This is a genomic window from Paenarthrobacter histidinolovorans, assembly GCF_014647595.1.
Taxonomy (GTDB): domain Bacteria; phylum Actinomycetota; class Actinomycetes; order Actinomycetales; family Micrococcaceae; genus Arthrobacter; species Arthrobacter histidinolovorans.
Map to the genome: position 1 here is coordinate 472,344 of NZ_BMPM01000003.1, position 19,366 is coordinate 491,709.

The window sequence follows — 19,366 nt, forward strand, 5'->3', positions numbered from 1 at the left end:
GCGACATGAGCCTGGACGAGAACGCCACCACAACCGACAAGGAGCCGGAAGTCGAGAACTTCGACCTCCTGCACCGATATTGGTCCGCGGCCAACTATCTGACAGTTGCCCAGATCTATCTGCAGGAGAACCCCCTGCTCAGAGAGCCGCTGCAAGTAGAGCACATCAAACCCAGGCTCTTAGGTCATTGGGGCACAAGCCCCGGGTTGTCCCTGATCTATGCACACCTCAACCGCCTCATCCGTCGCACGAGTGCGGAAGTTCTGTTCGTGGCCGGTCCCGGCCACGGAGGTCCCGCCGTCGTCGCCAATACCTATCTGGAGGGCAGCTACTCGGAGGTCTATCCTGCCGTGGGCAAAGACCTGGAGGGACTCCGGAGGCTGGTCCGTCAGTTCTCGACGCCGGGAGGCATAGCAAGCCACGTCGGCCCGGCTACCCCGGGATCCATTCATGAAGGCGGTGAGCTGGGCTACTCGCTGATGCATGCCACCGGTGCGGCCATGGACAATCCGGACCTGATCGTTGCCTGCGTCGTCGGTGATGGTGAGGCCGAAACCGGTCCACTCGAGGGCTCCTGGAAGGCGCCCTCGTTCATCAACCCTCTCAGGGACGGGGCGGTACTTCCCATCCTTCACCTCAACGGCCATAAGATCTCCGGCCCCACCGTCCTGGGCAGACGCTCGAACACGGCCGTTGCGTCGCTGTTGGAAGCGCACGGCTGGGATCCCGTGATTGTCTCCGGCGACGATCCCGCCCTTGTCCACCCCGCTCTGGCATCAGCTCTGGACTCCGCCTACGCATCGATCCGGGCCATTCAGTCCCATGCCCGCACAGAGGGAGTCACCGGGCCCGCACGATGGCCGGCCATCATCCTGCGCACCCCCAAAGGATGGACAGGGCCAGTAACCGTGGACGGAATGACCGTGGAAGGAACCCACCGCTCCCACCAGGTCCCGCTGGCCGCAATCAGGGAAAACCCCGAGCACCTAAAACAACTTGAAGCATGGATGCGTTCCTACCGGCCTGAAGAATTGTTCGACGCCGATGGGCGGCTTATCGCCGAACTGACTGCGCTCGCCCCCGACGGCGACCGACGCATGGGAGCGCTTCCTGCCAGCCGGGGGGTTGAAAGCGGGGACTTGGCAATACCATCGCTCGATCGATACGCCCTCGAACCTGTTCCCCGCGGAGGCGTGATGCACGGGAGCACCAAACCGCTGGGGGAGATGCTGCGCGATATCTACATCGATACTGCCGATGACCCCAGATTCCGCCTCTTCTGTCCCGATGAAACCAACAGCAACCGGCTCGGTGCAGTCTTTGAAGCCACCGACAGATGCCTCCTCGAACCAGCCGCCACCACAGAAGCCGCGCTCGCAGACGATCATGTTTCTGCCAGCGGACGCGTCATGGAAGTCCTGTCCGAACACTTGTGCCAAGGCTGGCTGGAGGGATATGTACTGACGGGCCGGCACGGCTTGTTCGCGAGTTATGAGGCGTTTGCGATGGTGAGTGCTTCCATGACCATCCAGCACGCCAAGTGGCTCCAACATGCAAGGGACCTGGAGTGGCGCCAGCCGGTTCCGAGCCTGAACATCCTGCTGACCTCCACCTGTTGGCGGAACGATCACAACGGTTTCAGCCATCAAGGCCCTGGCCTCATCGATACAATTCTGTCACTGGCCGGCACCGTCATTCGCGTCTACTTCCCTCCCGATGCAAACACCTTGCTGGTCACCGCCGAACACATGCTCCGAAGCAAGGACTATGTGAATGTGGTGGTCATTGACAAGCAGGAGCATCCTCAGTACCTGACGCTCGAAGAGGCGCGGGAGCATGCTGCTGCGGGCGCTTCTATATGGGACTGGGCAGGAAACGAAACTTCCGCGACGACGGCCGGCAAGGATCCGGACATTGTCCTTGCCTGTGCCGGAGACGTTCCCACGCAGGAGACACTGGCGGCCGCATGGCTGCTTCAGAAGCACGTCCCGGAGCTTTCGGTCCGGGTAGTCAACGTCATGGATGCCATGGTGTTGCCACCCCCGGAGGCGCATCCACATGGGCTGGCTGATGAAAAGTTCAATGAAATCTTCACCGCTGGCGTGGACGTGGTGGTGGCTTGGCACGGATATGCGAGGGCACTGCACCAACTCCTGCACGGCCGTTCACATCCTGAGCGGTTCCATGTCCGTGGCTACAACGAGCAAGGCACCACCACCACACCGTTCGACATGGTGGTCCTGAACAAGGTCAGCCGCTACCACCTGGTGATGGAAGCGTTAGGCCGGGCAAGTGGCCAATTTGCGGGGGCAGACCAACTGCTGGAGCACTGCAGGAGCCAGCTGGATGCCCATTCGCGCTACATCCGGGAGCACTTCGAAGACCTTCCCGAAATCAGGGACTGGGTGTGGACGCAACAATAAGCCGTGGGTCTCTGTGTGGCGAAAAGGGACGGATCCGGCATGGCTGCTGCTGACGGGAGGCAGAGGTACTTCCTCCAGGTATCCACTGCGACAGCCTCCAGTCTTGACGCTGGACGGGTCCTGAGCCGGTTGGCTTCCGGCCCGGCTGGCTTATCGGAACAGGAATCGGCGGCCCGATCGGCGATGATGGGACCGAATGCGGTTCTATCGCACAGGGCCAATGCCTGGGGTGTGTTGGGCCGTCAGCTCGCGAGCCCCATCCTGATCCTGTTGTTCGTCACCGCGTCAGTGTCGTTGTTTTTGGGAGACGCAACCAACTCAATTGTGATCGGGGCAATCCTTCTGGTCAGTGTGGGACTTGGATTCAGCAACGAATTCAAAGCCGAGCGAGCTTCGGAATCACTGCACTCACAGATCACCCACCAGGCTCTGGTCTGCCGGGAGGGCAGGATCCTGCCGGTGAACGTGACGGACCTTGTGCCCGGCGATATCGTCCAGCTGGGACTGGGAACAATGATTCCCGCCGACTTGCGATTGCTGAAAACAAACGACCTGCTTTGTGATGAGAGCATTCTTACCGGGGAGTCACTGCCGACGGCAAAAGATCCTAACCCTGTGCCCGATGGCTCAGGGCTGGCGGATCGGACATCATGCGCATATATGGGCACTGTCGTGCATTCCGGCAGTGGCACCGGGGTGGTGGTGACGATCGGAAGCGGCACCGAGTTTGGCCGAATCGCGTCTGGATTAGGAGAGCGCCAGCCACAGACGGAGTTTCAGCTCGGCCTTCGACGTTTCTCTTTCCTCTTATTGCAGGTAGCCATCGCTCTGACGACGCTGATCTTCGGTATCAACGTGCTGCTTCAACGGCCCATCATCGAATCGCTGCTTTTTTCCCTGGCCATCGCCGTGGGCATCACGCCACAACTTCTCCCCGCTGTCGTGAGCACCAGCCTCGCCACTGGCACGCGGCTGCTGGCCAAACAGAAGGTACTCGTCAAACGTCTGGTCTGCATTGAGGATCTGGGCGACATGGACATCTTGGTCACCGATAAGACCGGCACTCTGACAGAGGGCAAGATCAGTTACATCGGGCCGCTGGCGGTGGCCCCGGCAACAACCCCGGACCAAGTACTCACCATGGGACTGCTGGCGACAGAGGCGGACTACAGTGCGGCCAAGGACTCCGTCGCCGGACAAAACCCGTTGGACGCTGCCCTCTGGGCCAGCCCTCCAGCGGCCCGACTTACCCCTGAACGTTTTACCCGTCTGGATCTCATCAGCTTTGACCACGAACGACGGCGAACCACCGTACTGGTCCACGAACCCGGACAGGGAGAACAGCTGATCACCAAGGGCGCCCCCGAAGACATCCTTGCCCTGTGTCGGCCGACGACCGAGGCGGCGCTGCAGATGCTTAATGAACAATTTGACGCAGGGTCCCGTGTTGTCGCGGTTGCCTTCCGCAACGTCCCTGGACTTCGACAAATTACTCAAGCAGATGAACACGACTTCACCCTGGCGGGTTTTCTGATCTTTCTGGACCGGCCCAAGGCAAACGTAAAAGCGTCACTTGACCAGCTTCAGTCGTTACGGATCACAGTGAAGATCGCCACCGGCGACAACGCAAAAGTAGCCGAGAAAGTTTGCGCTGATATTGGAATTGTTTCCGGTGGAACCCTCAACGGAGCCGACATTGATGCGATGTCCGAAGATGAATTGGTCGCCGCAGCACGGTCCGCTTCCATTTTTGCCCGTGTGTCCCCGGAGCATAAAGCACGAATCATCACGGCGCTGCGCAAAAGTGGCGGCTCCGTAGGATTCCTGGGAGACGGCGTCAACGACGCCTTGGCCCTGCACAAAGCCGACATCGGCATCTCGGTGGATACCGCCACCGACGTCGCCAAGGACGCAGCCGATGTCATCCTGCTTGACAAAGACCTTGGTGTCCTCGCCGCGGGTGTTGGGGAGGGGAGGCGGATCTTCGCGAACACCATTAAGTACGTCCTGATGGGAACATCGAGCAATTTCGGGAACATGTTCAGCGCGGCGACCGCCTCGGCGGTGTTGACCTTCCTGCCCATGCTGCCAAGCCAGATCCTGCTCAACAACCTGCTTTACGACGCCGGGCAGCTGGCCATCCCCACCGACCGGGTCGACAAGGAGCAACTGCGCGCTCCTGCACACTGGAATATCGCCTTCATCAGACGCTTCATGCTGCTTTTCGGTCCCATCAGCTCGATCTTTGACTTTGCGACTTTCGCGCTGATGCTCATGGTGTTCAACGCTGTACCTGGTGAGTTCCGGGCTGGATGGTTCATCGAATCAATCGCCACCCAGACCCTGATCATCTTCGCCATCCGCACCCGCAAGGTACCTTTCCTCCGCAGCAGACCCTCGGCCGGGCTAACCGTAGCGTCACTGGGCGTCGTCGCAGTGGGAGTCGCATTGCCTCTGTCGCCGATCGGGCCATGGCTCGGTTTTGATCCGTTGCCGGCACGATTCTTTCTTGCCCTCCTTGGTATGGTGATCGTCTACCTGACCATGGTTGAGTTCGCCAAACAGTGGTTCTTCTCCCAGGCCAAGCAACAGGCACCCACCACCCCAATGTCTATCCCTCGGCGCCGGGCAACGCATCACATCAGCCGACGGGCCTCCCGCTTCAGCACCGCCGGAAAACTGCCTGACCCTGTAAAAAAGACCGCTGTCATGTGATCATCGCCCAAGTATGTTTGTTGGGTATTGAGAGGGATGTTGGCCTATGCACGTCGCTGTTGAGTATTCCTTCCGGTTTCACTATCAGGACACCTTCCACGAAGTGGTTGTCCCGGCAGAGCAGTTGCTGGGTGTCCCTTTGGACATCGATGTTGTCCGGCAAACGGTCGAGAACGATAAGTCCCTGCTGGCGGACCTCTTCGGAGAACTCCTGCCCCAATATCTTTTGATGGCTAAAGATCCGGTCTACTGGTCCCAGGACCTTCAACGGGAGAATCAGACGATCAAGCTCGTCGAAGCTTGACAAAAGACAGGGATCCCCGTGCCGCGGTTCCGGGATGCCACGGGAACAGTGCTTTTCGCGTTCTTTGCGGGGACAATGGATAAAGGACACATGCCACGGAGCCGGGTCCGGCCCCGGCACGTCCTGTTTACCTTAGGAGGGGATCCTGATGGACCCCACCACTACTGTCGTTATTGCCATTGTTCTGGTGCTGCTGCTTATCGCCGCGAAATTGTCGATCCGTATTGTGCGTCAATACGAAAAGGGTGTGCTTTTCCGGCTAGGCAGAGTTGTTGGTGTCAGGGAGCCGGGCCTGCAGTTGATCATCCCGGTGGTTGACCGGCTGCCGCTGGTAAGTCTGCGCATAGTGACCATGCCCATCCAGTCTCAAGGCATCATCACCCAGGACAACGTCAGCGTGGACGTTTCCGCCGTGGCGTACTATCGGGTGGTTGACGCCGTGAAGTCGGTGGTGGCCATTGAAAACGTGGCCTCTGCCATAGACCAGATTGCGCAGACGACGCTTCGGAAGGTCGTAGGCCGGCACACTCTGGACCAGACTCTGTCGGAGACTGAGCGGATCAACGTTGACATCCGTGAAATCCTCGACGTGCTGACCATCGACTGGGGAGTTGAAGTGACCTTGGTGGAACTCAAAGACATCCAGCTACCCGAAAGCATGAAGCGGGCCATGGCCCGCCAGGCCGAAGCAGAACGGGAAAAGAGGGCCAAAATCATCGCCGCTGAGGGCGAGGCTATTGCCGCGACGGCCCTGGGGGATGCTTCGGACACGATGATGGCCCACCCCTTGGCTCTGCAATTACGCAACCTGCAGTCCCTGGTTGAAATCGGGGTCGATAAGAACACCACGGTTGTCTTCCCGGCGCCGCTGATGAGCACGATTGGCGAACTATCGGCGTTCCTTGCTCGCGAGAACCAAGCCGCAACGGCCTCGAACGGCAAGCCTCCCATCAAAGCAGCCTGACCCCTCCGGTGAGGCCATCACGTCCCGTTATTGCGAGGTACTGGATGGCGGCGTGCTCACCTTCGCCTGATCTGCCGGGCAACGGGCGGTGCCGCCCAGAGAAGGGCGGCACCCAAGGTTTCCTCCTTGCCTCCGTCCGTTCCTCCGCTGAAGTACCAGCCATAAATGCAGGAGAGCTATGACGCGGAACCTGTGGCGCTGGGGCTGGGTGAGGTGGTGGTTCCGCCGGTATCGTCGGCGTCGCCGTCGTTATCGCCCGGTCCATGGCCGCCCCTTCTGCCGCCGTTGGCCTGGGTGTCGGTGCCGGTCACTGTGAAGTTCTCATCAAGCAGGACAGTGGCGTGGGTGCCATCTGTCTTGGTGATGTGTGCTTCGTAGGTGGCACCGTCAGCGTCGGTCTCCATCCGGTCGATCGTGGCATCCGGTTGGGCTGCCTTCACTGCGGCCTCCACCTTGGCAGCCGTGTCACCGGTGAGAACCTGCTCTGTTTTGCCATTGGCCTGGTGCGGCCCGCGGGCTCCCTGGTCTGTCCCTGAGGATGCTCCCGTTCCGGCCGACGGGCTGGCTGAACTCGACGAATTGCTGCCGCTATCAGCCAGTGCGGGCAACGTCGCGGCTCCGATCCCACCAACGGCGACTATGGCCGCCAATATGATGCCCGAAGTCTTATTGATTCTTGGCATGGTTGCTGCCTCCTGATGTAACCCCTCGCCCCGTCATTCTGAAGGGGTCCGCAAGGGGACGGCCGTGTGACCGTAAACCCAGTCTTGGCCCTGCGGGTGTGTCACATCTTTGGGAAAGCTGTGCCCGTCCTTTGAAGCCAGGAGGCACGGGAATGAGTCCCGTGGCACAGTCTTCCTGGAACGCCGGCCTCATGGTCGCCTCGAACAAAGAGTGGGGGACCACGCGGCCATGGACAGCGCCGCAGTGATGGCGATGCCGGCGACAGTCAAGAATCGAGCGGTAGCGACCCTTTCCTCACACCACGCCCACTCGTTCGAGGGGTGCCAAGACCTGAAGCGGCACCTCGACGCGCAGCTTCACCCCGTCGGGACCCGACGCCGTGCGCGGGAGTCCTCCGGCCGGCGGCCTACCCTGGGCCACCTGACTCCCACTTGTATTCGATCCATGCCGTGAAGCCTTCGTAACGTTCGAACATGCGGCGCGGCTCGGCTCCGTGGCCCTCGAGCCAGAGGATCCTGCCGTCAGAGGTGACGCCGTCAACCCTGCCCAGGCGGACGGCTTTGTCATCTAGTCGGACTTCGATCACCTTGCCCAACAGCGGCCCCCAATCGTACTGGAGGTGCATCCGCTTCCCGGCCGACAGAGAATGTCCTGTCAGTACGGAAAGCATGACAACGCCGTCGAGTGGGCGACGGCGAGAGCCTCGCGGACAGGGAGGGCGCGGTGGGCATCGGAGAGAATTTCAACGCCCCACGGGCCGTTGAAACCGATGCCCTGCAGAGTAGAAATGAAGCCAGTGACGTCCTGATCCCCTTCGCCACATAGCCGACGGTGGTCCCTGGTGTCTTCGAACAGAGTCCCGCGAACTTCAGCGTCGGCATCGTTCAGCTCGACCCCGAAGATCTGGTCCACCGTGAGTTTCTGCTCGAGTTCTTCGTGTGTGGTGCCGTGCCGGAACACGTGCCAATAATCAACCACCAGCCCACACTCGAGCATGTCCACGGAGCGCATCAGGTCGGCTGCCAGGGGGATTGAGTCCACCATGGAAAATGCCATGGGTTCCAGGGCGATCCGGGTTCCATGGTCGGCGGCTTCCTTGGCGAGCAACCGAAGTGGCTCCACGAACTGGCTGTAGTCCTCCAGGCCATCGCCGATGGCAGTGCCGACTTTGATAAAGCTGGCACCCAGTGATTCGGCGGCGTCAAGCAGAAGGTCGAAATGTGGCCTCCATTCTCGAGAGCGGGAGTCGTCCCACCAGTTGCTGAGGAGTTCCACTTCGATGTGGTTGAGGCCCGCGTCGTCGGAGAGTCTCCGAAGCTGCGGGAAGCCGATGGTGTCCCTGACGGCGACGAGGTCGTCATGGGCGAGCCCAAACCCCGCCCATCCGGTAGAAGCCATGGATGCAACACGTTCCTGAATGGGAACGGGACTGGTCTCGGGAGTGCTGAGCGGGGCGACGTTGCCTGCGCTGGTCCAGCAGGAGGCAATCAATTGTGGTGTCTTGGGGAAAGTCATGACTCAATTGGAACGCTCCATTGACATTTGGTCAAGCCTTGATTTAGCGTTGGAGCGTTCCACAAAGCGAGGTGGATCACATCCGTTCTCATCGAGATTGTTCCGTCCTCCCACCATGCGTTCGCAAAGCACAGCAGCACGGGTGACGGTCTACATACGCGACATCAAAGGAGATTTCACGTGGCGAAGTTCAATTTACGAAAGGGCGCTCTTGCGCTGGCTTTTGTCCCGCTGCTGGCCCTGGGGGCATGTTCGGCAAATGGGGGCAAGACTGAGGCCGCAGGAGCAGACGGTGGATCCGCCGGTCAGGCAGCTGACACCGCCCGCATCAAGGTAGCGATGATTACCCACGCTGCAGCAGGGGACACCTTCTGGGACATCGTTCGCAAGGGTGCTGAAAGCGCGGCCAAGAAGGACAATGTTGAACTTCTCTACAGCGGAGACGCGGAGGGTGGGCGGCAGGCCCAGCTTGTGCAGCAGGCGATCGACCAGAAGGTGGACGGCATCGTGGTGACGCTGGCCAAGCCGGACGCGCTGAAAGACGTTGTGAAGAGAGCGGTCGACGCCGGTATCCCTGTAGTCAGTATGAACGCCGGCGAGGACCAGTCCAAGGCCCTGGGTGCATTTACCCACTTTGGCCAAAGCGACAAGCTTGCGGGAGTGACGGTCGGCAAGCGGCTTGACGAAGAGGGCGTCAAGCACCCGATCTGCGTTATCCAGGAGCAGGGCCACGTAGGCCTTGAGAACCGCTGCGCCGGGATCAAGGAAAACGTTCCGGGCACTGAAATCCTCAACGTTAATGGCGCCGACATGACCTCGGTTTCGTCCACGGTGTCCGCCAAGCTCCAGTCAACACCGGACGCCGACGCCATCGTCGGGCTCGGAGCTCCCTTCACGCTCACCATTGTGAAGTCGGTCAAGGAGACCGGAAGCAAAATCAAGGTCGCTTCCTTCGACCTCAACGACGAACTGGCCAAGGCAATCGAAGACGAAAGCGTTGAATTCACAGTGGACCAGCAGCCGTACCTTCAGGGCTACGGCAGCGTCGACGCCATCTGGCTGAGCAAGGTTGGCGGCTTCAAAGTGGGCGGCGGACAGCAGGTTTACACCGGTCCTGCCGTGGTGGACAAGAGCAACGCCGGTGACGTCACCGCATTCGCCCAGGCCGGTATCCGCTAAGCAGGAAGAAATCGTCGGGATGCCGGGCCCCAGATGCCCGGCATCCCACGCCAAAGGAGTAAGTAAATCATGGCCAATGCTGTCCTAACCGCCCCTTCGGATGAGCGCGTCAGCACCCGGAACACCCTTCAGAAATTGTTGGTCCGCCCGGAAATCGGTGCCCTCGTTGGAGCCGTCGTCCTGTTCATCTTCTTTTCCGCAATCGCACCCGTCTTCCTTCAGCCGAGCTCACTGGCGACCGTCCTCTACGGAAGCTCTACCATCGGCATCATGGCCGTGGGCGTTGCCTTGCTCATGATCGGCGGCGAATTCGACCTCTCCACCGGCGTAGCCGTCATCACCTCTGCACTGTCCGCCTCCATGTTCAGCTGGTACTTCAGCGTGAATATTTGGGTGGGAGTCCTGTTCGCCCTGGTCGTCTCACTGGGCATCGGGTTCATCAATGGCTGGATCCTGGTCAAGACCAAGCTGCCCAGCTTCATCGTGACCTTGGCTACCTTCCTCATGCTAGCGGGATTGAACCTCGGCCTCACCCGCCTCATTGGCGGTGCAGTTGCTACCCCTTCCATTTCGGATATCGATGGGTTTGACGCTGCACGGGCGATCTTCGCCTCAAGCGTCAAAATCGGCGGGGTCGACGTCAACGTCACCGTGTTTATCTGGATCGCCCTGGTCATCGTGGCTTCGTGGGTCCTGCTGCGCACCCGTGTGGGCAACTGGATCTTCGCGGTGGGCGGCGACGCCAATGCTGCCCGTGCCGTGGGGGTGCCAGTGACCAAGACCAAGATCGGCCTGTTCATGGCTGTCGGTTTTTGCGGCTGGATCCTGGGAATGCACAACCTCTTCGCTTTCAACACAGTGCAGTCGGGCGAAGGCGTCGGCAACGAGTTCCTCTACATCATCGCCGCAGTCATCGGTGGCTGCCTGCTCACCGGCGGCTACGGCTCAGCAGTTGGCGGGGCGATCGGTGCCTTCATCTTCGGCATGGCCAACAAGGGGATCGTGTACGCACAGTGGAATCCGGACTGGTTCAAGTTCTTCCTCGGCTTGATGCTTCTGCTGGCCACCATCGTCAACCTCATCGTCAAGCGCCGAGCCGAAAGCAAGTAGCCCCATGAACGCACAACAAATCGACCAGCAAACCCTGCTGAAAGACGAAAAGGACCCTTTGACGCACACACCGGTGCACCTGCTCTCCCTGGACAAGGTGGGCAAACACTACGGGAACGTCATCGCCCTGCGGGATGTCACCATGGCCGTGGACAACGGCCGGGTCACCTGCGTCCTGGGCGACAACGGCGCCGGCAAGTCCACGCTGATCAAGATCATCGCCGGGCTTCACCAACACGACGAAGGCTCATTCAAGATCATGGGCGAGGACCGCAAGCTCGGTTCGCCGCGTGAGGCGCTCGACGCCGGTATTGCGGCTGTGTACCAGGACCTCGCCGTCGTTTCACTCATGCCGATTTGGCGGAACTTCTTCCTCGGCTCCGAACTGACCACCGGCACGGGCCCCTTCAGGCGTCTGGATGTCCAGAAGATGAAAGACATCACGCTCAAGGAACTGGCCGAGATGGGCATTGACCTTCGTGATGTTGAGCAACCCATCGGCCAGCTCTCCGGTGGTGAACGCCAGTGTGTAGCCATTGCGCGTGCGGTGTACTTCGGTGCCAAAGTCCTGATCCTGGACGAACCGACGGCCGCGCTGGGAGTCAAGCAGTCCGGCGTCGTGCTTCGCTACATTCTGCAGGCGCGCGACCGGGGCCTGGGCGTCATCTTCATTACCCACAACCCCCACCATGCCTTCCCTGTAGGAGACCGCTTCCTGCTGCTCAAACGAGGCAAGTCCATCGGCTACTACGAGAAGAAGGACATCACGTTGGAAGAGCTGACGGCTCAAATGGCCGGTGGCGCCGAACTGGCCGAACTCGCCCACGAGCTGGAGCAACTCGGAGGGCATACCGAGGCACTCAACGAGGTCAAAGCCGAAGTGGCCGGAGTGGTCGACGCTGCACCCGAAAGCAACGCCAAGCGCCACTGAGCGCAGAAGTATCAGCAAAACGTTTACAACCCCTGGATGGAGCAACCATGGAAATGCTAATAGCGGGAAACTGGCGCAATGCAACCGACGGCGGGACAGAGGAGGTCCGCTCGCCGTTCGACGGCAGGACGATCGACACCGTTCCCGTCGCCACGGTCAAGGACGCACAAGATGCCCTCAACCGGGCAGAGATCGGCGCTCACCTGCAAAGGACCACCCCCGCGCACGTTCGCGTTGACATCCTGCTCCGCGCGGCGGCGTTGGCCGATGAACGGGCAGAGGACATTGCACAGACTATTAGCGCTGAAACGGGAAAGCCCATCACGGAAGCCAGGGGAGAGGCGTCACGTTCGGGAAACATCATCCGCTTGGCTGCCTACGAGGGAAGCCAGCTCTACGGCTCCACCCTCCCGCTGGACGCCAACGCCGGAACAGGGCTGGACAAGATCGGCTTCACGCTGCGGCAACCAGTGGGAATCGTCGTCGCGATCACGCCCTTCAACTACCCCGCCTTGCTGGTGCTGCACAAAATTGCACCCGCGCTGGCCGCCGGTAACGCCGTCGTTCTTAAGCCTGCCCGGGCTACGCCGCTGACGGCGCTGAAACTGGCGCAGTGCTTCGTCGACGCCGGCCTGCCGCCGGAGGCGCTGTCCGTCATCACCGGGCCCGGCAGCACCCTGGGCGATGTTCTTGTGACGGATCCTCGAGTGCGCAAGGTGTCCTTCACGGGCTCAACCGCCACCGGAACCCGCATCAGCAACATCGCCGGAGTGAAGAAGCTCTCGCTCGAACTCGGTGCTTCATGCCCGGTGATTATCCTGCCCGATGCCGACCTCGATTTGGCCTCCACTGCTGTCGCGGCCGGCGGTTTCATCAATTCCGGGCAGGTCTGCATTTCCGTGCAGCGGGTCATTGTGGACCGCCGTGTCGAAGCAGATTTCCTGGACGCGCTGGTTCCCAAGGTGGAAGCCATCTCCGTAGGCAACCCGAAGGAAGACGACACCCGGATCGGTTCGTTGATCTCCGAGGAAGAAGCCGCACGGGTTCACGCCTCGATCAACGAGGCGCGCCACTCCGGAGCCCGGGTCCTCACTGGAGGTGACCGTGACGGCGCCGTGGTGACTCCCGCCGTCGTGGCCGGAGTGGATCCGCGCTCCAAGCTGAGCCGGAACGAATTGTTCGGCCCCGCCGTCGCTGTGTCCTCGGCGCAGGACATGGAATCGGCCATCGCCATGGCCAACGACAACGACTACGGACTGGGCGCGGGCATCTTCACCAGGGATGTCGCGAACACGGTCCAGGCCATGCGGCAGATCGACGCCGGCAACATCCACGTCAACTGGACCCCGCTTTGGCGCGCGGACCTCATGCCCTACGGCGGCCTGAAAGGCAGCGGCATCGGCAAGGAAGGCGTCCGCTCCGCCGTCCAGGAGATGACCGAAGAAAAGACGATCGTCCTGCACGGGCGCACCTGGTAAACCCACCCCACAACGGAAATAAGGCAATGACCACACCATCGCAGACCATCAGGCTCACCACCGCCCAAGCGGTCATCAAATACCTCTCGGTGCAATATTCGCTGGCTGACGGCGTCCGTCGCCGTCTGGTTCCCGCCGCCCTGGGCATCTTCGGCCACGGTAACGTCGCAGGGCTCGGCCAGGCACTGGACCAGCTCGCCGATGACATGCCGTTCATCCAGGGCCGCCATGAGCAGTACCTGGCCCACATCTCCACGGCGTACGCCAAAGCAAGCCGCCGCCAGGCCGTCCTCGCCGTCACGGCCTCCATAGGCCCGGGCGCGCTGAATCTGGTCACCGCCGCAGGCCTGGCAACCGTCAACAGGATTCCGCTGCTGCTCCTGCCCGGGGACACCTACGCCACCCGTCACCAGGGCCCCGTACTCCAGCAGCTGGAACACTCCACCGAAGCCGATGCCACGGTCAACGATTCCTTCCGGCCAGTCTCGCGCTTCTTCGATCGGATCAACCGTCCGGAACAGCTCCTGACTGCGCTCCCGCAGGCCATGCGCGTGCTGACCAGCCCCACCGACACTGGTGCAGTGGTCATCTCGCTGCCCCAGGACGTCCAGTCCCACGCCTATGACTTCCCTGCAGAATTCTTCGAACCCCGCGACTGGAAGATCCGCCGGCCCCTGCCGGACCTGGAAGAGATCGACGACGTCGCCCGCCTCATCCGCGACGCCGAGCGTCCGGTCATCATCGCTGGCGGCGGCATCCATTACTCTGACGCCCACGCTGCTTTGGAAGCACTGGCCGGCCAAATCGGCGTTCCAGTGGTGGAGACCTTCGGCGGCAAGGGTGCCGTGACCAAGGACGAATGGTGGCAGGTCGGTGGCGTCGGGCTGGAAGGCAACTTCGCCTCCAACACCCTGGTGAAGCAGGCGGACCTGGTGATCAGCGTCGGTACACGGTTGACGGACTTCGCCACGGGATCGCAGTCGATCTTCCAGGATCCGTACGTCCGGTTCGCCGCGTTGAACATCGTGGACGCCGATACCCGCAAGCAAGGCGCCACCGGCATCCTGGCCGATGCCCGCCTCGGTTTGGAAGCGCTTGCCCGGGCTCTGGAAGGACACACCACCAGCGAGGCCTGGCAGGAGACGGTTCAGGCCGAAAAAGCCAAGTGGGAGCCTATCCGTTCCCTGTGGCTCGACGCCGACACCGCCTACCGTCCGGAAGACCACCCGGACGCTCCGGTCACCGGAGCGGTGTTGACTCAACCGCAGCTCATCGGCCTCATGCAGGAACATGCCCGCTCCGGCGACACGATCATCGCGGCAGCCGGAGGCCCACCCGGTGACCTGCAGAAGGTCTGGGACGCCACGGGGAACCGTAACTGCCACCTAGAGTTCGGTTTCTCCTGCATGGGCTACGAAATCGCCGCCGGCATGGGCGTCCGCCTGGCCGAAGGCAATAACGAGAACCGCGTGGTTACCTTCATCGGCGACGGCACCTTCCTCATGGCCCCCACCGAGATCCTCACCGCGGCCCAGGAAGGCCTCAACGTCACCATCGTTGTCTCCGAAAACCACGGATACCAGGTCATTCACCGCCTCCAAATGAACCGGATGGGACGCGAATTCGGCAACGAATTCCGCTACCGCACCGCCAGCGGAAGCGTCGCCGTCGACGACGCCCCGAAGGCCCGGCTGGACGGCGACTACCTCAAGGTGGACCTGCGCCAGATCGCCGAAGGCCTCGGAGCCTTGGCCATCCGCGCCACCACCGCCTCCGAGGTGCGGGAAGCACTGTCCTCCACCCGCAACACCGCAGGACCCGTGGTGATTGTGGTCCCCACCGTCCCCCATGTTGACCTGCCCGGCGGCGACGTCTGGTGGGATGTGGCACCGGCCGAGGTCTCCGACCAGGAATGGGTCCAATCCTTGCGCTCGGATTACGAGACGGCACGCAGCAGCCAGCGGTGGTTCGGATGAGCGCGGAAGGTTTCGACGGCGGCCCGCTCGACGGCGGCAAGCTCCGGCGCCGCTTGGCGGCGGGCGAAGTCACCGTAGGGACGTTCGTGGGGATGTCCTCCGCCATTGCAGCTGAGGTTTGCGCAGCTTCGGGCGCCGACTGGGTGCTTATCGACCTTGAGCACGGCTCCGGCGGCGAAGAGTCCGTCCGCGACGGTGTCCTGGCAGCCGGAAGCTATGGCGTGCCCACCATCGTTCGGGTGGAGAGCGGCGAGCGGATCCGCATCGGACGCGTCCTGGATCAAGGCGCGGCCGGGATCATGGTGCCGCGGCTGAACAGCGTGGTCGAAGCGAGTGCCGCCGTGCGGCACATGCTGTACCCACCGCGCGGCGATCGAGGCGTGGCAACCTATAACCGCTCCTGCCGTTGGGGGATGGACCGTGCACCTCTGAGCTCGGCACAGCAGAGCACAGTGGGCATCATCCAGATCGAAACCCTGGAGGCATTGGACACAGCGGAAGAGATCGCGGCACAGGACGGCGTGGACGTCCTGTTCGTTGGTCCCCTGGATTTGTCCTACGCCTTGGGGGTCCCACTGCAACTGGACAGCAATCCCTTCCAGGAGGCGCTGCAACGGGTGGTCGCCGCAGCCGAGGCACACGGCAAAGCCGCTGGCATCCTCGCCGTGGACGGACACGGGGCAGCGAAATACGTCCGGCAAGGCTTCCGGTTCGTGGCCATCGGCTCTGACTCCACCATCATGGCGGCGGCCTTCCGTGACGCCTTCGACACCGCACGTAATTAACCAAGAGAATTTTCAACAAGAAAGGCATGAACGTGAGCCCCGAAACGCGCACCATCGGTGTAGGCCTCATCAGCGTCGGATGGATGGGAAAGCTCCACTCGCGCGCCTACCAGACCGTCCCTTACGCCTACCCGGACCTTGGCCTTGCCACCCGGCTTGTCATCGCTGCGGACACCGCTCCGAGCCGGGTGGACTACGCCCGCGACGTCCTCGGCTTCGCCGAAGGCACCACAGACTACAACGATGTCCTGAACCACCCGGACGTGGACGTTGTCTCCATCTGCGCCCCGAACTTCCTCCATGCCGAAATCGGAATCGCAGCGGCCAAAGCCGGAAAGCACTTCTGGATCGAAAAGCCCGTTGGGCGCGGCTATGACGAAACCGCAGCCGTGCAGGAAGCGGCGCTGGAGGCCGGCGTCGTGACATCCATCGGGTACAACTACCGCCACGCTCCCGCCGTTGAGCACGCACGGAAGCTGGTAGCTGAAGGCAAACTCGGCCGGATCACCAACGTCCGCGCCGTGTTCTTCTCGGGTTACGCCTCCGAACCCAACGGCGCCTTGTCCTGGCGCTTCGACCGAAAACTCGCCGGAACAGGCGTACTGGCAGACCTGTTTAGCCACGCAACGGACTTGTGCCAGTATGTAGTTGGGCCCATCGCCGAGGTGACCGCGCTGACCAGCACCGTCTATACACAGCGCCCCAAGCTGGCAATGGGATCCGGTACGCACTTCGCAGTGATCGAGAACGGTGAAATGGGAGAGGTCGAAAATGAGGACTACGCCGCAGCGCTGGTCCGATTCGGCCCGTCCGCAGTCGGTGCAGGAGCCGTCGGCACTATTGAATCCTCCCGTGTCGCCGTCGGACCCGAATGCGGCTACCAGATCGAGGTCTACGGAACCGAAGGTTCACTCAAGTGGGACTTCGAACGCATGAACGAACTCAAAGTCTGCCTGGGCCGCAACAACGACGAACAGGGCTACACCACCGTCAATGCAAGCCCCCGACACGGTGACTACTCCTACTTCCAACCCGGACCTGGCAACAGTATGGGCTTTGACGACCTCAAAGTCATCGAAGCCAAGAAGTTCCTGGTAGCCGTCGCGGGCGGAGCGCAGGAAAACTCCAATATCCACGACGCCGCATCTGCCGCCGCCATAGTCAGTGCCGCCGAAACCTCATCTCTGTCTGGTCAGTGGCAGAAGATCGAGGAAATCCACGGCACAACGGCAGCACGGGCATAACCATGGCATCTTCATCCGCCCGGCGGCCGACGATCATGGACGTGGCAGAACGTGCCGGTGTGTCAAAGTCCTTGGTCTCGCTCGTCCTGCGCGACTCACCGCGCGTCAGTGACGAGCGCCGCCAGCGGGTGCTGAAAGTTGTCGAGGAGATGGGCTACGAACTGAACCTCGCCGCCCGCTCCTTGGCAACCCGGGACAGTGGAACCATCGGCGTCCTGGTCAGCGACATGCACAACCCCTGGGCTTTCGACGTTGCCGATGCCGCCCGGACAGTGCTGGAAGGGGCCGGTCACACAGTCCTCTTCAGTGCTGTCACGGCGGCCGACAGGGGAGTGGACCAATCCATTCTCCAGGCCTTCCGGGACCTGCGCGTGGCCGGGTTGCTGGTGGTGGGAACGGTCCCGGACAAGGCACCCTTCAACCGTGCAGTATCGGGCGGAGCCGTGGTGTTTGCCGGTGGAGGACCGGACTACATCGACACCGCTGATGTGGTCCGCAGTGATGACACCCAGGGCATGGCGATGGTTGTTGAGCACCTGATCGCCCAAGGACACGAAAACATTGTGCATCTGGGCGGCCTTGGCGGCTCGGTAGGCCGCGCCCGCGTGGACGGCTACTCGGCAGCCATGGAGGAGCACGGACTTTCCCGCCACATCACTGTGGTGGACGCCGACTTCTTCCAGGAATCCGGCTACGTCGCCGCACAACGGGCACTGGGATCCACCCGGTCCAAGCACGAACGCCCCACAGCATTGGCCTGCATCAACGACCTCGCCGCATTCGGTGCCATGACAGCAGCCGACGAGCGCGGAGTTGAAGTGGCCATCACCGGCTACGACAACATCGCACTAGGAGCCATGCCCCGCCTCGGCCTGACCACGGTGGACCCCGATAGCTCCACTATCGGCGTCACCGGGGCCAAGACTCTCCTGGAACGTATCCACGGCGAGGGAAACGGCTTTGCGCACCACCCCGTAACGCCACATCTCGTGGTCCGCACGTCCAGCCTGCTCGGGCTCTAGCTACACCCCTCCTCGCTGCTGGGTTATGTCCAGCCGCGCTCCCACACCCACATCTTCAAGGATGACGATGGCTTCTTTAACCACACCCCAAATCTTTGTCGCACTTGGCAGCGTCGAACCTGATCTGGTTGAACCGCTGCTCTCAGAAAACCAGCGACTCATTCAAGACCCAACGGCCGAGGATCTGGCCACCGCTGAGGCTGCAATCGTCCGGGCCGCCTACAGGGTGGACCGGGACATGCTGGACCGTATGCCGGCTCTTAAAGTCATTGCGAGAACAGGCGTGGGCACGGACCTCGTTGACCTCGCCGAGGCGCACCGGCGCGGCATTCCGGTAGTCATTACCCCTGGAAGCAATACGGCCTCAGTTGCTGAAGGCGTCTTCGCCCACCTTCTGTGCCTCGTCAAGAAGCTGTCTCCGTTGACCGCGCTGGTTCGCGAGGGCCGCTGGGACCATCGCGCCGACGTCGTGGTTGGCGACCTGGAGGGATTCACGCTGGGTATCATCGGCTACGGTCGTATCGGCCGCCGTGTTGCCCGCATTGCCGAAGCCTTCGACCTGAAAGTGCTGGCTTACGATCCCTACGCCGAGATCCCGGCCGCCATCCGCTGTGACAGCGTCGAGGAACTGCTCGCGGGCAGCGACTTCACCACCTTGCACGTACCGCTGACATCCGAAAACCGGAACCTCATCAATGCGTCACGGCTGAAGGCCATGAAACCCGGGGCAGTCCTCATCAACTGCAGCAGGGGCGGCTTGATCGATCTCAATGCGGCTTACGAGGCGCTTCAGTCCGGGCAATTGTCCGGACTTGGCCTGGATGTCTACGATCCCGAACCACCCGCGCATCACCCACTTTTTGACCACCCCAATGTGGTGCTCACCCCACACCTGATGGGCTTCACCCGCCAAGGCATGGCGCACACCGTCAGGGACGCTGCCCAGGGTGCGGTGGATGTCCTCGCCGGTCGAAAACCAGCAGCGGTGGCGACGCCGTGACCATCCCCGAAACGAAAAATCACGCCCACACTTCCC

The 19,366-nt window shown here is 61.8% G+C and carries 16 protein-coding genes; 13 read left to right on the forward strand and 3 right to left on the reverse strand.

The features are described 5' to 3' along the window. The first annotated feature begins 5 nt into the window (after window positions 1-5). The 4 genes from IEY62_RS10135 (at window position 6) to IEY62_RS10150 (ending at window position 6,406) form a co-directional block, all read left to right on the forward strand. Complete coding sequence (locus IEY62_RS10135; protein WP_189016903.1) at window positions 6-2,423, forward strand: phosphoketolase family protein; 2,418 nt, start codon at window positions 6-8, stop codon at window positions 2,421-2,423. 39 nt (window positions 2,424-2,462) lie between these two features. Beyond that, window positions 2,463-5,138 (forward strand): magnesium-translocating P-type ATPase, encoded by a 2,676-nt coding sequence (gene mgtA / locus IEY62_RS10140; protein ID WP_189016906.1) that lies wholly within the window; start codon window positions 2,463-2,465, stop codon window positions 5,136-5,138. 46 nt (window positions 5,139-5,184) lie between these two features. Continuing rightward, window positions 5,185-5,442: a hypothetical protein gene (locus tag IEY62_RS10145; protein WP_189016909.1), complete on the forward strand. Its 258-nt coding sequence runs from the start codon at window positions 5,185-5,187 to the stop codon at window positions 5,440-5,442. A 148-nt stretch (window positions 5,443-5,590) separates the two neighbouring features. Next, window positions 5,591-6,406, forward strand: a complete 816-nt coding sequence (locus IEY62_RS10150) for a slipin family protein (RefSeq protein WP_189016911.1) — start codon at window positions 5,591-5,593, stop codon at window positions 6,404-6,406. Between the two features lie 176 nt (window positions 6,407-6,582). On the opposite strand, the gene IEY62_RS10155 is transcribed toward IEY62_RS10150, so the two are convergent. The 3 genes from IEY62_RS10155 to IEY62_RS10165 all read right to left on the reverse strand — a co-directional run bounded on the left by IEY62_RS10155 (window position 6,583) and on the right by IEY62_RS10165 (window position 8,605). Further along, window positions 6,583-7,089 carry a hypothetical protein gene (locus IEY62_RS10155; RefSeq protein ID WP_189016913.1) on the reverse strand — a complete coding sequence of 169 codons (507 nt, stop codon included), beginning with the start codon at window positions 7,087-7,089 and terminating at the stop codon, window positions 6,583-6,585. Between the two features lie 407 nt (window positions 7,090-7,496). Next, window positions 7,497-7,760 carry a hypothetical protein gene (locus tag IEY62_RS10160; RefSeq protein WP_189016915.1) on the reverse strand — a complete coding sequence of 88 codons (264 nt, stop codon included), beginning with the start codon at window positions 7,758-7,760 and terminating at the stop codon, window positions 7,497-7,499. After that, window positions 7,745-8,605, reverse strand: coding sequence for a sugar phosphate isomerase/epimerase family protein (locus IEY62_RS10165; protein WP_189016917.1), 861 nt, complete (start codon window positions 8,603-8,605; stop codon window positions 7,745-7,747). Before IEY62_RS10165 ends, IEY62_RS10160 begins: the two co-directional genes overlap by 16 nt. 180 nt (window positions 8,606-8,785) lie before the next feature. Between IEY62_RS10165 and IEY62_RS10170 the strand changes: the two genes are divergently transcribed. From IEY62_RS10170 to IEY62_RS10210, 9 genes are all read left to right on the forward strand, one after another. After that, a complete protein-coding gene (locus IEY62_RS10170; RefSeq protein WP_189016919.1) occupies window positions 8,786-9,784 on the forward strand; it encodes a substrate-binding domain-containing protein in 999 nt (332 codons plus the stop codon). Between the two features lie 69 nt (window positions 9,785-9,853). Then, window positions 9,854-10,894 carry an ABC transporter permease gene (locus IEY62_RS10175; RefSeq protein WP_189016922.1) on the forward strand — a complete coding sequence of 347 codons (1,041 nt, stop codon included), beginning with the start codon at window positions 9,854-9,856 and terminating at the stop codon, window positions 10,892-10,894. A gap of 4 nt (window positions 10,895-10,898) precedes the next feature. After that, the gene (locus tag IEY62_RS10180; RefSeq protein WP_189016925.1) at window positions 10,899-11,825 is read left to right on the forward strand and encodes an ATP-binding cassette domain-containing protein; all 927 of its coding nucleotides are present in this window, start codon (window positions 10,899-10,901) and stop codon (window positions 11,823-11,825) included. A 47-nt stretch (window positions 11,826-11,872) separates the two neighbouring features. Continuing rightward, window positions 11,873-13,303 (forward strand): aldehyde dehydrogenase family protein, encoded by a 1,431-nt coding sequence (locus IEY62_RS10185; RefSeq protein ID WP_189016928.1) that lies wholly within the window; start codon window positions 11,873-11,875, stop codon window positions 13,301-13,303. A 26-nt stretch (window positions 13,304-13,329) separates the two neighbouring features. Continuing rightward, on the forward strand, window positions 13,330-15,279 hold the full coding sequence (iolD, locus tag IEY62_RS10190; RefSeq protein ID WP_189016931.1) for a 3D-(3,5/4)-trihydroxycyclohexane-1,2-dione acylhydrolase (decyclizing): 1,950 nt from the start codon (window positions 13,330-13,332) through the stop codon (window positions 15,277-15,279). Continuing rightward, a complete protein-coding gene (locus tag IEY62_RS10195; protein WP_189016934.1) occupies window positions 15,276-16,064 on the forward strand; it encodes an HpcH/HpaI aldolase family protein in 789 nt (262 codons plus the stop codon). The genes iolD and IEY62_RS10195 overlap by 4 nt, the downstream gene beginning before the upstream one ends. 32 nt (window positions 16,065-16,096) lie before the next feature. Continuing rightward, entirely contained in the window at window positions 16,097-17,308 is a 1,212-nt protein-coding gene (locus IEY62_RS10200; RefSeq protein WP_189016937.1) for a Gfo/Idh/MocA family protein, read from the forward strand. 2 nt (window positions 17,309-17,310) lie between these two features. Then, entirely contained in the window at window positions 17,311-18,330 is a 1,020-nt protein-coding gene (locus tag IEY62_RS10205; RefSeq protein ID WP_189016941.1) for a LacI family DNA-binding transcriptional regulator, read from the forward strand. A gap of 67 nt (window positions 18,331-18,397) precedes the next feature. Continuing rightward, window positions 18,398-19,330, forward strand: a complete 933-nt coding sequence (locus tag IEY62_RS10210) for a hydroxyacid dehydrogenase (protein ID WP_189016944.1) — start codon at window positions 18,398-18,400, stop codon at window positions 19,328-19,330. Window positions 19,331-19,366 lie beyond the last annotated feature (36 nt).

Excerpts from the sequence above, each read along its gene's own strand:
- IEY62_RS10135 (WP_189016903.1), top strand. The coding sequence starts at position 6 with ATGAGCCTGGACGAGAACGCCACCACAACCGACAAGGAGCCGGAAGTC.
- mgtA (WP_189016906.1), top strand. The coding sequence starts at position 2,463 with ATGGCTGCTGCTGACGGGAGGCAGAGGTACTTCCTCCAGGTATCCACT.
- IEY62_RS10145 (WP_189016909.1), top strand. The coding sequence starts at position 5,185 with ATGCACGTCGCTGTTGAGTATTCCTTCCGGTTTCACTATCAGGACACC.
- IEY62_RS10150 (WP_189016911.1), top strand. The coding sequence starts at position 5,591 with ATGGACCCCACCACTACTGTCGTTATTGCCATTGTTCTGGTGCTGCTG.
- IEY62_RS10155 (WP_189016913.1), bottom strand. The coding sequence starts at position 7,089 with ATGCCAAGAATCAATAAGACTTCGGGCATCATATTGGCGGCCATAGTC.
- IEY62_RS10160 (WP_189016915.1), bottom strand. The coding sequence starts at position 7,760 with ATGCTTTCCGTACTGACAGGACATTCTCTGTCGGCCGGGAAGCGGATG.
- IEY62_RS10165 (WP_189016917.1), bottom strand. The coding sequence starts at position 8,605 with ATGACTTTCCCCAAGACACCACAATTGATTGCCTCCTGCTGGACCAGC.
- IEY62_RS10175 (WP_189016922.1), top strand. The coding sequence starts at position 9,854 with ATGGCCAATGCTGTCCTAACCGCCCCTTCGGATGAGCGCGTCAGCACC.
- IEY62_RS10180 (WP_189016925.1), top strand. The coding sequence starts at position 10,899 with ATGAACGCACAACAAATCGACCAGCAAACCCTGCTGAAAGACGAAAAG.
- IEY62_RS10185 (WP_189016928.1), top strand. The coding sequence starts at position 11,873 with ATGGAAATGCTAATAGCGGGAAACTGGCGCAATGCAACCGACGGCGGG.
- iolD (WP_189016931.1), top strand. The coding sequence starts at position 13,330 with ATGACCACACCATCGCAGACCATCAGGCTCACCACCGCCCAAGCGGTC.
- IEY62_RS10195 (WP_189016934.1), top strand. The coding sequence starts at position 15,276 with ATGAGCGCGGAAGGTTTCGACGGCGGCCCGCTCGACGGCGGCAAGCTC.
- IEY62_RS10205 (WP_189016941.1), top strand. The coding sequence starts at position 17,311 with ATGGCATCTTCATCCGCCCGGCGGCCGACGATCATGGACGTGGCAGAA.
- IEY62_RS10210 (WP_189016944.1), top strand. The coding sequence starts at position 18,398 with ATGGCTTCTTTAACCACACCCCAAATCTTTGTCGCACTTGGCAGCGTC.